The organism is Sphingomonas sp. PAMC 26621, from assembly GCF_000251145.1.
In the GTDB taxonomy this organism is placed as follows: Bacteria; Pseudomonadota; Alphaproteobacteria; order Sphingomonadales; family Sphingomonadaceae; genus Sphingomonas.
In genome coordinates, this window is the sequence record NZ_AIDW01000014.1 from 1 (window position 1) to 11,449 (window position 11,449).

An 11,449-nucleotide genomic window follows, 5' to 3' on the forward strand; every position below is an offset into this window, starting at 1 on the left:
GTTCGCGGCACCGCCCCACCCCAACCCCTCCCCTGAAGGGGAGGGGCTTTGTAGGTTCAAACGAAGATCTGCGACATCCATTCGGCGATCATCGCGGGCTTTTCCTCGCCTTCGATCTCGACCGAAAACTCGTTGGTCTGCTGCCACTGGCCGGGGCGCTTCTCGATCAACTCCAACAGCTTGAACCGCCCACGAACGCGTTTGCCCGAGCGGACCGGCTGGAGGAAGCGGACTTTGTTACCGCCGTAGTTGATGCCCATCTTCACGCCCTCGATCTGGACCGCGTCGATGATCTTGGAGGACAGCAACGGCATCAATGACAGCGTCAGGAAGCCATGCGCGATCGTCCCGCCGAACGGGGTCATCGCGGCCATCTGCGGGTTGACGTGGATGAACTGGTGGTCCCCGGTCGCGTCCGCGAACTTGTCGATCATTTCCTGGCTGACTTCGACCCAGTCGGACACCTGTTCGCTGCCGATCCGGCCTGCCAGTTCCTGAATAGTGATCGTCGTGGTCACGGCATTCCCCTGCAAAGTGCGCGTATCGCGGGCTGTGCGGCGGAGATGGCACCAGCGCTTGCCGCGCGCAAGCCTGCCAAAACCCAAATCCGGAACGGACCGGCTGCCGTAGCGTTAACAGGCAGGATAGCAGGGGCGAATCATACCCTGCCGGCGAACCGATCTTTCGAAATGGAAACCGATGTGATTCGAATACGTGGCCGAGATGGCGTTTCCGATGGAAAACTGACGCGGAACTTACGCCGGTTTGACACGGAACATAGTCAATAGGAATGAAACCCTTCTTAAGGCGGATGCACGACGTTCCAATATTCGGCAAAGCTCCTCCTACATTAAACCAACATCTCTTCGGTCTTGGGGGACTTTCGTGATGCGAGTAGCGATGAAACAGCGGCCAACCGATCGTAGTGAAATGTACGTCCTCAGCGACCCGCGTCGAGCCGACCGGCCCGGCATGTCGGTCGCGCTCCTCGATGATATCGCGCACGTCGCGGTCCGGGCGCTCGGCGTTGACGTTGCGGTCATCGTGATGAATCGTAGCGTCGCGACGTGGAACACCGCCAGGGTCGGCGTAGCCACCACGGCGGACGAAACCGCCACCGTTCCGGCAAGGCGCTCGGCTCTCGCCGACCTCGTTCATCCGGTCGCCGCCGATGCTGCGGGGTTTGCCTTCTATGCCGCGACGCCAGTGCGCGATATCTCGGGCTTGCGGATCGGGACCCTGGCGATCCTGTCAAGACAACCACGCGCGATTTCTGAAGAAGACCTCGTAACCTTTCGCAAGATTGCAACGATCGTCGAACAGAGCCGATAAGGCGCCCGCGCCGGGCGGCTCATGCCTCCGCGATCGACGCGACTCCCTTGCGCGTCAGGATCGCGTCCCGCGCGGTCGGTTCGTCACCGGTGCCGATCAAGAAGAACTCGACCGAAAGCAGACCCTCGTCGATCAAACTCTGGATGATCCGAACGAACATCTTACCCTCGGGCGTGAACTCATTGCCAAGCCTGGTGGGCGACAGATTGACGGGGTTGGGCCAGTTCTTCCGAAGATAGGCGAGGGTGGCGTGGTTGAGACGCACTTCCATACTGTCCTGATGGCCGTGCACCCACCGTACTGACACTGAATCCGCCCCCAAAAAGACCCGCGTCTTGTTCAAAATCCCTTCCGACAGGCGCCCCGGGATATATCATGCGCTTACAGTATACAGGGAAATTATAGGGCAAAAACGGTGATAACGCCAGCCGGGTTATGGCCATTTCGGTGCTTACGCCAAAAATGGCATGCGATATGGGGTAAATACAGTACCATTAATGCAGCGGAAACCATAGTGTTCAGTGCTGTCCGCCATCTTCGTCAACCGCAGAATTGCTTGATATCGCACCAGTTCCGCGACGATCCTCTGTCTTTAGAGCGCTTTTAGGGGCATTTTGCTCGGGTTTCACGTTGAACGTCGTCTGCGTCGGATAAGCCAGTTCGATCCCGTCCTCGTTGAGCCGCCGAACGATTGCGAGCCCTACGGCGTGGCGCGCGTCGTAAAACTCCTGGAAGGCCGCGCTGGGGGAATCGAACTCGACGTCGAAATCATAGCTGCTTGCGCCGAACGTGGTGAAGCCGGCGCGGACAAACTTCATGCCCTTCGCCTCGATCACGTCCTTCAGCACGGACGGCAGTGCCTCCATCGTCTCGACCGGGGTCGCCTGCACCAGCCCGATCGTGAAGACCACACGGCGATATTCGCGCGAGGTGTTGTTGATGATCTCCTTCTCTAGCAATTGCTTGTTGGCGACGATCCGCTCCTCGCCGGTAACGCCGCGGATACGCGTCGACTTCAGCCCGATCGCCTCGACCGTGCCCGAGGAGGAATCATAGCTGATCGCATCGCCGCGCCGGAATGGCCGGTCGAAGATGATCGCGAGTGCCGCGAACAGGTCGGCGAAGATGCCCTGCGCGGCGAGACCGATCGCGATGCCGCTGACGCCGAGCCCGGCGACGAGCCCGGTGACATTGACCCCGAGATTGTCGAGCACGACGATAAGCGCGATCGCGAATACCGCGAAGCTGACGAGCAGCCGGATGATCCCCATCGCGCTGCCGATCGCTTCGCCCGAATAATGTTCGCTGCGGGTGCGATGCTCGATCGCGCCGAGGATCAGTTCGCGCGCCCAGTTCGCCGCCTGGAACACCGCGGAGATCGTGAACAGGAAGTTGACCACCCGCGTGACTTCGGCGGGCGGGTTGGCAAAGCCGATCACGAGCTTTGCCGCCAGCAGGACGATGAACACGTTTCCGGTCCGCGCGATTGTCCGGCCGAACACGATCCCCCAGCCGTGCAATTGCCGGTCGCGTTCGCACAAGCCCCGCCCGATCCGCCGCGCGAAATGGAGCGCGATGACGATCGCCGCACCGGCGCCGAACGAGATCAGGAGCTGCAGCCAGTAATCGCCGATCCAGTCGAGCGTGGTCTTGGCGAGGCCGTGGACCTGGCTGCTTACGTCGCGGACGCGGATCGGCGGGAGGATCGCCGCAGACTTGTTACTCATGTCGGGACCTTTACGCGGCTCCGGCAAGGACCGGCGGGACGCCGCGCTCGCTGCCGTGCTCGAGGAAGGCAATCAGCCCGCGCTCGGTGCGGGTCAGATGCTGGGTGGAACGCGGGAGCTTCAGGGCAGCGCGGAATGCGGTCTGCCCATCCTTCGCCAGTGCGAGAAGCGCGGGATGGACATAGGACTTGCGTGCGATCGCGGGGGTGTTGCCGAGCGCCTCGGTCACGGGCTCGAGCATCGTCTTGAGGCTGATGTCGTGTTTCGCCCGCGCCAGCGCTTCGAACGCAAGCACGCTCGCGGACCAGGTGCGGAAATGCTTGGCGGTAAAATTCCCGCCCATCGCCGCGCGGATATAGGCGTTGACGTCAGAGGAAGACACCGGATGGCACGTGCCTTCCGCATCGACCCAGCGGAACAGGTGCTGGCCCGGCAGGTCCTGACAACGTTTGACGAACCGGCTGAGCGACCCGTCGGTGATCGTCAGCATCCGGAGCTTGCCCGACTTGGCCTTGAACTGAAGCTTGAGCGATTGCCCCTTCACCGCGGCATGGCGCTTGCGCAGCGTGGTCGCCCCGAAGCTTTTGTTCGACTTCACATAACCTTCGTTGCCGATGCGAACCTTGCCGAGATCAAGCAGCCGCACCACCGCGGCGACCGCGATGTCCTTGTCGAGCCCGCGTCGCGCGAGATCCTTCGCCACCCGCGCGCGCAGCTTGGGAAGCGCGTGGCCGAACGGGGCGCACAGTTCATATTTGGCGGCATCCTGCGTCTCGCGAAAGCCAAGGTGATAGCGATATTGCTTGCGCCCCTTTTCGTCCCATCCGACCGCCTGGATGTGGCCGACGGGAGAGGGGCAGAACCATGCGTCGCGATAGGCGGGGGGCAGGCCGATCGCGTTCAGCCGGTCGATCTCGTCGCGCTCGGTGATCCGCGTACCGGCAGCATCGTAATAGCCCCAGCCCGACCGCATCTTCTTGCGCGTGATGCCGGGCTCGCTGTCGTCGTGGTACGTGATCGGGTGGATCTGCTGCGCCATGGCCTTTGTGAATGCACGGATTGGCGCATCGTTCCGGAACAGGCGCTGGCCCTCGCGGGTTTACTGACCCGAGCCCAAGGTGGCTTCGATCCCAAAATGCCAAAATTGCACCGGAGACAAATCATGGCCGAGCTATCGCAGGCGCACGTTCTCATCATCGCGACCGACGGCTTCGAGCAGGCCGAACTGTTCGAGCCGCGCAAGGCGTTGCTCGACGCGGGCGTCAAGGTCACGCTCGCCTCGATCAAGACCGACCCGATCCAGGGCATGGTTGCCGACGAGAAGGGCGACACGATCACTCCCGACACGACGCTCGACGAGGTGGATACCGAGGACTTCAACGCGCTGTTGCTGCCGGGCGGCGTCGGCAATCCGGACAAGCTGCGGATGAACGATCGCGCGGTCGAGATCGTCGAGGAATTCGCCGACGACGGCAAGCTGATCGCCGCGATCTGCCACGCGCCGTGGTTGCTGATCGAGGCGGACGTGGTCGATGGCCGCCGCATGACGAGCTGGCCGTCGCTGCGCGTCGATCTCGCCAACGCTGGCGCCGAAGTCGTCGATGAGGAAGTCGTGCGCGACGGGTCGTTCATCACCAGCCGCAAGCCCGGGGATATCCCCGCCTTCAACAAGGCGATCCTCGCGGCGTTGCAGGAAGATGTCGACGATCAGGAGGCGGAAGCCGACGACACCGACGCCTGACGCCCGGAACCGGCTCGCCAGCGCGTGGCGAGCCGGTTCATCCAGGCCTGCGCGGGGCGTTCGACAAAGCGGTACAGCACCAGCGAACTGACCAGCACGAGCGCCAGATACAGAGCGATTAGCGCTGGAGAGATGCTCCGCGCATCACTGACCAGCGCCAGCTTGAACACTACGAACAGCAGGAAGTGACCGAGATAGGTCGCGTAGCTGAGCTCACCGAGCGCGTGGAGCGGACGCCATGATAGCGGATTGCCGCGCCAGTCCGAGGTTAGTGCAAGGCACAGCAGCGCGGCGGCCAGCACGCCCGGCACGACGAGCGTTTCCGCGGCACCCGCAGCAAGCGCACCGACCACCGCGACCGCGAGACCCGCGCTAACCCGGATCGCGCGCCCGGGCATGTCCCGAAAGCGCAGCCACAGCGCGCAGATCGCGGTGCCGACCGTGAACTCGAGCAGGCACCGCCGCAGTCCGAATGTCCAGATGTCGGTCCCGAGCGTCGGTGCCCCCGCCATCACGAGGTGCAGCAGCACAAGCAGCGCGACGATCGCGCTGACTACGATCACGGTCGGCATCCGCCGCCAGTCGATCGCCAGCGCGAGCAACGGGAAGGCAAGATAGGCCGCCCACTCGGTGCTGATCGACCAGCTCGGGTCATTCCACGCAAGATGATCGGTAAACCCCCAGTTCTGCAGCAGCAGCAAATGGAGCGGCAGGTCCGCGAACGGATAGTCTGCCGCATCGTGCTTTCCTACCGCCGCGAGCAGGATTGCGAGCGCAACCGCGCAGCCGAGCATGAACACATGCAGCGGCCAGATCCGCGCCAGCCGCCGCCACAGGAACCCCGGCACCGCCGCGAACCCGCCCGTGCGCAGGCGGTTGCTCCAGCTCAACCAAAGTACGAAGCCCGACAGCAGGAAGAAGAAATCGACCGCCAAATAGCCCTTGGCCAGCACCGCGAGCCAGAAGGGCGGTACGCCCGCGATCGACAGCCGAATGTGGTACAGCACGACGAACCACGCGGCGATGCCGCGCATCCCGGTCAACGCGCGGAGTTCGGAACGGCCCGTCACGCCGCCGCCGCCTGCGCCGGGCGGACCTTGCGGAACGACCGGAAGGACTGCTCGGCGCGTTTGCGCGCCAGATACGTATCGAGCCCGATCTGTGCGCCGATCAGCATGTAGACGAACGGCTGGAATGCGATCGCGATGAACCCCGCGCCCAGCAGATAGACGAGATGCGCCGATTGCAGCGCGCCGGCGAGTGGCGCGATCCACGCCTGTTCGGGGTCGCCCCGGCGATAGCGCCGCCGCAGCACTTCCATCCGCAACAGCCCGATCAGATTGATCGCTGCCCAGATCGCGAAGCCCGGGAAGCCCTGTTCACCGATCATCTCGAAATAGGCGCTGTGGAACGCACGCGCCTTGTCGACGGTCAGCTTGCGGTCGACCGTCGCGTTGTTGCCGTCGCCCTCGACCTTTTCGGTGTCGTAGCGGATCTGGTTCTGGCGATACATTTCGAACCCGCCGCCGAGCGGGTGCTGCTTGGCATAGTCCCACGTCCAGCCCCACACCGCGATCCGGGTCGAGGCGGATTCGTCGCCCTTGTAAGTCTTGATCGTCCCCATCCGCTCGGTGAAGGCGCTCGGCAGGAACGGTACGGCGATGAGCCCCGCCGCCGCGATTAGCCCGATGTAGAGGAGTTTCCGTTTCGCATCGCGCACCATCAGCAAGGCGACGAGACCGATGCACAGCAACCCGGTCCGCGTCGAGGTGCCGACCGGGATGAGGAGGCACGCGAACACCAGCGCGTAGCAGAAGGCGATGACCTTCCAGTTCGGCGGGAAGATCGTGCCATGCCGCGTGAACCACAGGATCAGCGGATGATCGCCACCGCGACGGTCGATATGGTCGAGCCTTCGTACAGCCCCGAATTGTTCGCGACCATCAGGTTGAGCGTACCATAGCCGCCGCCGCCGCTCGCGATCGTCTTGAGGCCGCCGACGATGATGATCGACGCCGCCGACGCGATCATCACCAGCAGCAGCGATTCGATCCGCAACCGCGTGCGCAGGGTGAGGGGGAGGAAGGCCGCAAACGCCAGCGTCTTCCACACCCACCCCCATTTATCGAGCGCCTCGACCGGAAAGTCGGCGGTGCGCGTGGTGATGCCGCAATAGAGCAGCAGCAGCACGATCAGGATCTGGCGCGGCGCGACACGAACGTCGCGCTTGTCGTCGGCGATCACGAACCCGCCGACCGCGAGCGCGACCGCGATCAGCGAGATCGGCACGGCATTGAGCAGCAGATACGTCAGCCGTTGCGGGGAAACGATGTCGATATAAACATAGGCCAGCACGAACAGGAACGGCCGGCGGAACCCGGCCGCGAAGAAGGCGGCGAGGAAGCCGACGAAAAACAGGTCACGCACGCGGGCGGGCCTTTGATTTAGGCTTTGCGCGATCCGCCGCAGGATCGGACGAGGGCGTCTCCCGGTCGAGATCGGGCCGGCGCAGCAACAGCCACACCGTCAGCGCGATCAGGCCGTGGCTGATCGCCAGCGCGAAATTGTCGATCATTCTTGCCTGAGCCCTTGCGACACCCGTGCCGGCGAACCAGCCACGCTCCGTGTCGTAGCGCGCGCCGGTTGAGGCTCCGTTAAACACTGATGCGCTACCGAGAGCAGATGCGGATTCTCCACATTCTCGATCACGGTTTGCCGCTCCACAGCGGCTACACCTTTCGCACGCGCGCGATCCTCAAGAGCCAGATGCGGCGGGGATGGCAGGTCGCCGCGGTGACCGGGCCGCGACATGGCGCGGCGGCGCTCGCCGAGGAAACGGTCGACGGGATCGACTTTCATCGCACGACCCCGGTCGCCGGGTCGGTCCCGGTGGTGCAGGAACTGCGCGAGATCCACGCCTTTGCGAAGCGGATCGATGCGGTAGTCGAGCAGTTCCGGCCCGACGTGCTCCATGCGCATTCCCCCGTACTCGACGCGCTGGCGGCGCTTCGTGTCTCGCGGCGGCGGAAGCTGCCGTTGGTTTATGAAATTCGCGCGTTCTGGGAGGATGCGGCGGTCGGCAACGGGACCGGGCGCGAGGGATCGGCGGTCTATCGCGCGACTCGCGCGCTCGAGACCTATGCAGTGCGCCGCGCGAATGCGGTCGCGGTGATCTGCGATGGCCTGCGCCGCGATCTCGTCGCGCGCGGGCTCGAGGCGGACAAGATCTTCGTGTCGCCCAACGGAGTCGATCTGTCGCTGTTCGGGGAACCGCGGCCCTATGATGCGACGCTTGCGGCGCAAATCGGCGTCGAAGATGCGGAAGTGATCGGCTTCATCGGGAGCTTCTACGATTACGAGGGCCTCGACGATCTGCTTGCCGCGATGCCGCAACTCGTGGCGAAGCGGCCGAGGGCGCACCTCGTGCTCGTCGGCGGCGGCCCGGTCGAGGCGGCGTTGCGCGCGCAGGCGGCGGCATCGCCGGTCGCGGATCATATCCACTTCGTCGGACGCGTCCCGCACGATCAGGTCGAGCGGTACTACAGCGTGATCGACGTCCTCGCTTATCCGCGCAAGCACATGCGGCTGACCGATCTCGTCACGCCGCTCAAACCGCTCGAGGCGATGGCGCAGCGCCGGCTGGTCGCCGCGTCCGACGTCGGCGGGCATCGCGAGCTGATCGAGGATGGCGTCACCGGCACGCTGTTTCCGCCCGACGATCCGAACGGCATGGCGCACGCGCTCGCTGCGATGCTCGCGGACCGGGGGGCGTGGCCGATGATGCGCGAACGGGGACGTGCGTTCGTTGAAAAAGAGCGTAATTGGGCGGTCAACGTTGCCTGTTACGCCCCCGTTTACCAGAAACTTACCGATCCGCTGGCAAGGTCCTCCGCATGGCCGTCCTCTCCGATTCCCACCGTCTGATTTTCCCGGTAGCGCCGATCGTCGGGGCGGTCGTTGGCACCTGCGCCGCCGCCGTGTTCGCGCTGGTGCCGACCGTCGCGATCGAGAACGTCTCGCTCGACAGCGGGCTTGCCGCGATCGTCGCCGCCGCCGCGCCGCCGCTTGGCTTTACCGCGCGGTTGCTGCTGGTGCTGCTCGGGGGCGGGGGGCTCGGCGTGATCAGCGGGTTCGCGACCTTCCTCGCGCTGGGCCATCGCCGCGCCGCGTTCGGCGGGGGACGCGTGATAATGGATGTCACGACGGCGCCGAATGATCCGGCGCCGGTGTTGCGCCGCGCCGATGCGCACCCCGATGCGCCGTCGCGCCGGCCGCTGCGCGCGGATCGCGATCTCGGCACGCGGTTTCTCGAGGTTCCGGTGACCCCGGCACGGCATCTGGACGCGCAGGCGCTGCTTGCCGAACCGATCCTACTGCCCGAACAGATCGCACCGGTCGCCGAGCGCGCATTGCCCGAGGATCTCGATCAACCGCTTGCCGGTTATGCGAGCATGGCGCTCGGCAACCAACGCCCGCAGACTTTCGCTGCGACAGAGCGGTTCGAAACCTTCGCGCTGACGCCGACCCGCGCCGATCCGTCCGAAACGATCCATGCGCTGCTCGACCGGCTCGAACGCGTGGTGCAGCGCCCGGCGGTCGAACGGAACGCCGTTTCGCCGCAGGACCGGCTCGAGGATACGCTCGCCACGCTCCGCGCGATGGCGCAGCGCGCGCACTGACGCAAACCGACGTTCGGCGACCGGACGAATCGGATCGTGGCATAAATCCGGAAAATCGCGCCGGTCACGTCTCGACCGTCAGCACCTCCACCCCGAGTTCGGCCTGATCCTCGGCGCGCGAGATCATCGTCACGACGACGTCCGCAACGAGATGTCCGCGCAACTGCAGATGCACTTCGTCCAAGCCGTCGATCCAGGCGTCCAGCCCCGTTCCCGCGACGGTCGCCGCGATACGGTGTTGCGCACCGACGAAGGTGGCGCTTGCCCAGCGGCGGGAGAGGACACCGTGCCACGTCACCGTGATTCCACAACGATCGGCGTGTCGATCCAGCGCGCGGCGAAGCAACGTCGCGGCGTCGGGGCCGCGGCTCATCGGGGCGTCTCGCTATGGGCGGCGAGGAACGCCTCGATCCGTCGGACCATCTGAACGCCGGGTTCGCGACCCCGGCGCAGATCGTGCACCAGCCGGGGATCGCGGACCGCGAGCCGCCCGAATCTGGTCGGCGGCATCGCCGTCGCGCGCAGGTAGCGGTCGATTTTATGCAGTACCGACATGGTGGCCCTTTCCTTCGAGTCGATCTATGTTCCCGATGTGTTCCGCCATTTCCAACTTGTCTAGGATATTTCCTATGGTATCGTCATCGGCATGGAAGTGAGCGATCCCCGCGCGCGCCTGGCGACGCTGATCGACGCACACGGCGGCGGTTACGCCGCGCTGTCGCGCATGCTCCGGCGGAACGACGCCTATTTGCAGCAATATGTCCGGCGCGGGACGCCGCGGGTGCTCGCGGAGCGCGACCGTGCGCTGCTCGCCGCCTACTTCCGGGTCGACCAGAGCGAACTCGGCGGTCCTTCAGCAACGCCGATGGCGGCGATCCGCCGGCTCGCGGTCGAGGCGTCGGCAGGGCCGGGCGCGCTGACCGATACGGACGAGACTCGCGAGGGCGCGCGCGCGATGCTGCTCGATCCCCGGTTGCTCGCCGACCTTCGGCTGAGTCCGGCGGATGCGAGCATGCTGACCGCGCGGGGCGATTCGATGCTGCCGACGATTTCGGATGGCGACACGCTGGTCGTCGACGAGCGCGACCGGCGCGTCACGGCGCGCGCGGGCATTTTCGTGCTGCGACATGAAGGGGTGCTGCTGGTGAAACGGCTGACGTCGCGCGAAAGCGGTGTCGTCATCGCGAGCGACAATCCGGCCTATCCGGACATCACGGCGCCTGCAGTCGATGTCATCGGGCGGGTGGTGTGGCTATCGCGCGCGTTACGGTGAAAGTTTGCGGCGCAGCTTGTCGAGCTTCGCCCTTTTCAAGGCGGTGCCGCCGCTAGTGCCGTCGATCCAGCAACCAGATCGCAAGCGACATCGCGACCCCGGCCGACAGCCCGATCAGGAACCCCCGCGTCGGGCCCAGTGGCGTGAACAGGCTGATCGCCGCGCCGGCGATAGACCCGAGCGCGATCAACGATCCGCCGGCAAGCGGCGAGCGGGGCGGGGGGGAGACGGCCATGATCGCGCCCTGCCACGTCACACCGGCCAGCGCCAGTGTTCCGATCCGCCCCGGCTCCGCGCGCGCTGGCGTCCCGATCCGGGAGCGACGGGGCAGCCGAGACGGCGCACCGCCAAAATGAGCGAGACTGGCTCGTGACGCGATCGCAAGGACTTGCTAGTCGGCACTCCGATCGATCACCGTTGCCGCGCGTGGAGCCTGAATGCCTTATCTTCCCTATCTCGCCGACCGCGCGGAACTGACAGACGCGACCGACCTGATCACCATGTTCGGGAGCGAAGCGCGCACGGAAGCGGCGGCGCGCGCGGACCGCAGCCGCGATCTTGGCAATCACCTGCATTTCTGTCGCTGGCGCCAGATCGAGCGTCTGATCGCCTGGCTTTCGTTCGATCGTGCGATCGGCACGGTTCACTAAAGTCCTGCGCCAGCCCCCTGTCGCTTCGGCGAGAGCCGGGCTAGGAC

15 protein-coding genes and 1 pseudogene are annotated in these 11,449 nt (G+C 65.1%); 6 read left to right on the forward strand and 10 right to left on the reverse strand.

The annotated features are described in order from the left end of the window. Positions 1 to 56: 56 nt before the first annotated feature. Positions 57 to 533, reverse strand: a complete 477-nt coding sequence (locus tag RI03_RS06410; RefSeq protein ID WP_010216025.1) for a MaoC family dehydratase — start codon at positions 531 to 533, stop codon at positions 57 to 59. A gap of 367 nt (positions 534 to 900) precedes the next feature. Here RI03_RS06410 and RI03_RS06415 point away from each other — a divergent pair, with 367 nt between their 5' ends. Further along, positions 901 to 1,332 (forward strand): GAF domain-containing protein, encoded by a 432-nt coding sequence (locus tag RI03_RS06415; protein ID WP_238542296.1) that lies wholly within the window; start codon positions 901 to 903, stop codon positions 1,330 to 1,332. A 19-nt stretch (positions 1,333 to 1,351) separates the two neighbouring features. Here the strand turns inward: RI03_RS06415 and RI03_RS06420 are convergent, their stop codons facing one another. The 3 genes from RI03_RS06420 to RI03_RS06430 form a co-directional block, all read right to left on the reverse strand. Then, entirely contained in the window at positions 1,352 to 1,603 is a 252-nt protein-coding gene (locus RI03_RS06420) for a hypothetical protein (protein WP_010162986.1), read from the reverse strand. Between the two features lie 247 nt (positions 1,604 to 1,850). Continuing rightward, complete coding sequence (locus RI03_RS06425; RefSeq protein ID WP_010216030.1) at positions 1,851 to 3,059, reverse strand: mechanosensitive ion channel family protein; 1,209 nt, start codon at positions 3,057 to 3,059, stop codon at positions 1,851 to 1,853. A 10-nt stretch (positions 3,060 to 3,069) separates the two neighbouring features. Next, entirely contained in the window at positions 3,070 to 4,098 is a 1,029-nt protein-coding gene (locus tag RI03_RS06430; protein ID WP_010216031.1) for a DNA topoisomerase IB, read from the reverse strand. A gap of 123 nt (positions 4,099 to 4,221) precedes the next feature. Between RI03_RS06430 and RI03_RS06435 the strand changes: the two genes are divergently transcribed. After that, entirely contained in the window at positions 4,222 to 4,800 is a 579-nt protein-coding gene (locus RI03_RS06435; RefSeq protein WP_010216032.1) for a type 1 glutamine amidotransferase domain-containing protein, read from the forward strand. Here the strand turns inward: RI03_RS06435 and RI03_RS06440 are convergent. From RI03_RS06440 to RI03_RS24020, 3 genes and pseudogenes are all read right to left on the reverse strand, one after another. Beyond that, complete coding sequence (locus RI03_RS06440; RefSeq protein ID WP_010216033.1) at positions 4,767 to 5,870, reverse strand: acyltransferase family protein; 1,104 nt, start codon at positions 5,868 to 5,870, stop codon at positions 4,767 to 4,769. The genes RI03_RS06435 and RI03_RS06440 overlap by 34 nt on opposite strands. Then, positions 5,867 to 7,227, reverse strand: a pseudogene (locus tag RI03_RS06445) (putative O-glycosylation ligase, exosortase A system-associated). Before RI03_RS06445 ends, RI03_RS06440 begins: the two are co-directional and overlap by 4 nt. Beyond that, positions 7,220 to 7,375 (reverse strand): hypothetical protein, encoded by a 156-nt coding sequence (locus RI03_RS24020; RefSeq protein ID WP_170318351.1) that lies wholly within the window; start codon positions 7,373 to 7,375, stop codon positions 7,220 to 7,222. Before RI03_RS24020 ends, RI03_RS06445 begins: the two are co-directional and overlap by 8 nt. Positions 7,376 to 7,482: 107 nt before the next feature. Here RI03_RS24020 and RI03_RS06450 point away from each other — a divergent pair, with 107 nt between their 5' ends. Both RI03_RS06450 and RI03_RS06455 read left to right on the forward strand, forming a co-directional pair. Then, positions 7,483 to 8,724, forward strand: coding sequence for a TIGR04063 family PEP-CTERM/XrtA system glycosyltransferase (locus RI03_RS06450; RefSeq protein ID WP_010216034.1), 1,242 nt, complete (start codon positions 7,483 to 7,485; stop codon positions 8,722 to 8,724). After that, positions 8,694 to 9,479, forward strand: coding sequence for a hypothetical protein (locus RI03_RS06455; protein WP_010216035.1), 786 nt, complete (start codon positions 8,694 to 8,696; stop codon positions 9,477 to 9,479). The genes RI03_RS06450 and RI03_RS06455 overlap by 31 nt, the downstream gene beginning before the upstream one ends. A 64-nt stretch (positions 9,480 to 9,543) precedes the next feature. Here RI03_RS06455 and RI03_RS06460 read toward each other — a convergent pair whose 3' ends face one another. Continuing rightward, positions 9,544 to 9,852, reverse strand: a complete 309-nt coding sequence (locus RI03_RS06460; protein ID WP_010216036.1) for a hypothetical protein — start codon at positions 9,850 to 9,852, stop codon at positions 9,544 to 9,546. Next, entirely contained in the window at positions 9,849 to 10,034 is a 186-nt protein-coding gene (locus RI03_RS06465; RefSeq protein ID WP_010162995.1) for a hypothetical protein, read from the reverse strand. Before RI03_RS06465 ends, RI03_RS06460 begins: the two co-directional genes overlap by 4 nt. A gap of 91 nt (positions 10,035 to 10,125) precedes the next feature. Between RI03_RS06465 and RI03_RS06470 the strand changes: the two genes are divergently transcribed. Next, positions 10,126 to 10,752, forward strand: coding sequence for a S24 family peptidase (locus RI03_RS06470; protein WP_010216037.1), 627 nt, complete (start codon positions 10,126 to 10,128; stop codon positions 10,750 to 10,752). 52 nt (positions 10,753 to 10,804) lie between these two features. On the opposite strand, the gene RI03_RS06475 is transcribed toward RI03_RS06470, so the two are convergent. Continuing rightward, a complete protein-coding gene (locus RI03_RS06475) occupies positions 10,805 to 10,987 on the reverse strand; it encodes a hypothetical protein (RefSeq protein WP_238542297.1) in 183 nt (60 codons plus the stop codon). Positions 10,988 to 11,189: 202 nt separating this feature from the next. Between RI03_RS06475 and RI03_RS06480 the strand changes: the two genes are divergently transcribed. Then, complete coding sequence (locus tag RI03_RS06480) at positions 11,190 to 11,402, forward strand: hypothetical protein (RefSeq protein WP_010162998.1); 213 nt, start codon at positions 11,190 to 11,192, stop codon at positions 11,400 to 11,402. The last annotated feature ends 47 nt before the right edge of the window (positions 11,403 to 11,449 follow it).

What these genes read in the sequence shown, in the direction of transcription:
- RI03_RS06420 (WP_010162986.1), bottom strand. Translation starts at nt 1,603, where the DNA reads ATGGAAGTGCGTCTCAACCACGCCACCCTCGCCTATCTTCGGAAGAAC.
- RI03_RS06465 (WP_010162995.1), bottom strand. Translation starts at nt 10,034, where the DNA reads ATGTCGGTACTGCATAAAATCGACCGCTACCTGCGCGCGACGGCGATG.
- RI03_RS06470 (WP_010216037.1), top strand. Translation starts at nt 10,126, where the DNA reads ATGGAAGTGAGCGATCCCCGCGCGCGCCTGGCGACGCTGATCGACGCA.
- RI03_RS06455 (WP_010216035.1), top strand. Translation starts at nt 8,694, where the DNA reads ATGGCCGTCCTCTCCGATTCCCACCGTCTGATTTTCCCGGTAGCGCCG.
- RI03_RS06415 (WP_238542296.1), top strand. Translation starts at nt 901, where the DNA reads ATGAAACAGCGGCCAACCGATCGTAGTGAAATGTACGTCCTCAGCGAC.
- RI03_RS06425 (WP_010216030.1), bottom strand. Translation starts at nt 3,059, where the DNA reads ATGAGTAACAAGTCTGCGGCGATCCTCCCGCCGATCCGCGTCCGCGAC.
- RI03_RS06435 (WP_010216032.1), top strand. Translation starts at nt 4,222, where the DNA reads ATGGCCGAGCTATCGCAGGCGCACGTTCTCATCATCGCGACCGACGGC.
- RI03_RS06450 (WP_010216034.1), top strand. Translation starts at nt 7,483, where the DNA reads ATGCGGATTCTCCACATTCTCGATCACGGTTTGCCGCTCCACAGCGGC.
- RI03_RS06480 (WP_010162998.1), top strand. Translation starts at nt 11,190, where the DNA reads ATGCCTTATCTTCCCTATCTCGCCGACCGCGCGGAACTGACAGACGCG.
- RI03_RS06430 (WP_010216031.1), bottom strand. Translation starts at nt 4,098, where the DNA reads ATGGCGCAGCAGATCCACCCGATCACGTACCACGACGACAGCGAGCCC.
- RI03_RS06475 (WP_238542297.1), bottom strand. Translation starts at nt 10,987, where the DNA reads ATGGCCGTCTCCCCCCCGCCCCGCTCGCCGCTTGCCGGCGGATCGTTG.
- RI03_RS06460 (WP_010216036.1), bottom strand. Translation starts at nt 9,852, where the DNA reads ATGAGCCGCGGCCCCGACGCCGCGACGTTGCTTCGCCGCGCGCTGGAT.
- RI03_RS24020 (WP_170318351.1), bottom strand. Translation starts at nt 7,375, where the DNA reads ATGATCGACAATTTCGCGCTGGCGATCAGCCACGGCCTGATCGCGCTG.